At 44.0% G+C, this 546-nt stretch carries 1 protein-coding gene; it reads left to right on the plus strand.

Annotated features, from left to right (window positions below; all coding sequences use genetic code 11):
* The coding region (locus GRP75_RS28955; RefSeq protein WP_160791109.1) for a carbohydrate ABC transporter permease at positions 1–546 on the plus strand (546 nt) is incomplete at both ends.

Raw genomic sequence — 546 nt, forward strand, 5'->3', positions numbered from 1 at the left:
AAGGACCGGATTCTGCTCATCATCAATTATATTCTACTTGGTTTGTTTGTTCTCGCTATTCTGCTACCGCTGGTCTATGTGGTGCTTTCGTCCTTTTTAACTCCAAATACCCTGATTACCAAAGGGTTTGCCATTACATCATCAGACTGGACACTCACGGGATATGCCAAAATCCTAAGCAACAGTGCCATGATCCGCGGTTTTTTTAATGCTATTTTTTATTCAGCAGCCTTTGCGTTCGCAACCGTATTATTTTCCGTCTTCGCGGCTTATCCGCTTGCGATTGAAGAGTTGGTAGGGAAACGGTCCATTATGATCTTTTTCCTGATAACGATGTTTTTCGGTGGCGGTCTGATTCCTACCTATCTGGTGATTAAGGATTTAGGCATGTTGAATACGGTCTGGGCCATTATTCTGCCCGGCTCGATCAGCGTATTCAATATTATTCTGGCAAAGACTTATTTCCAGGGACTTCCGAAAGAGTTGTTCCAGGCGGCGAGTATAGACGGAGCTTCCGAGCTCAGTATTTTCTTTAAAATCGTCCTG

The sequence above is a fragment of the Paenibacillus sp. OT2-17 genome (assembly GCF_009827695.1).
In the GTDB taxonomy this organism is placed as follows: Bacteria; Bacillota; Bacilli; order Paenibacillales; family Paenibacillaceae; genus Paenibacillus; species Paenibacillus polymyxa_B.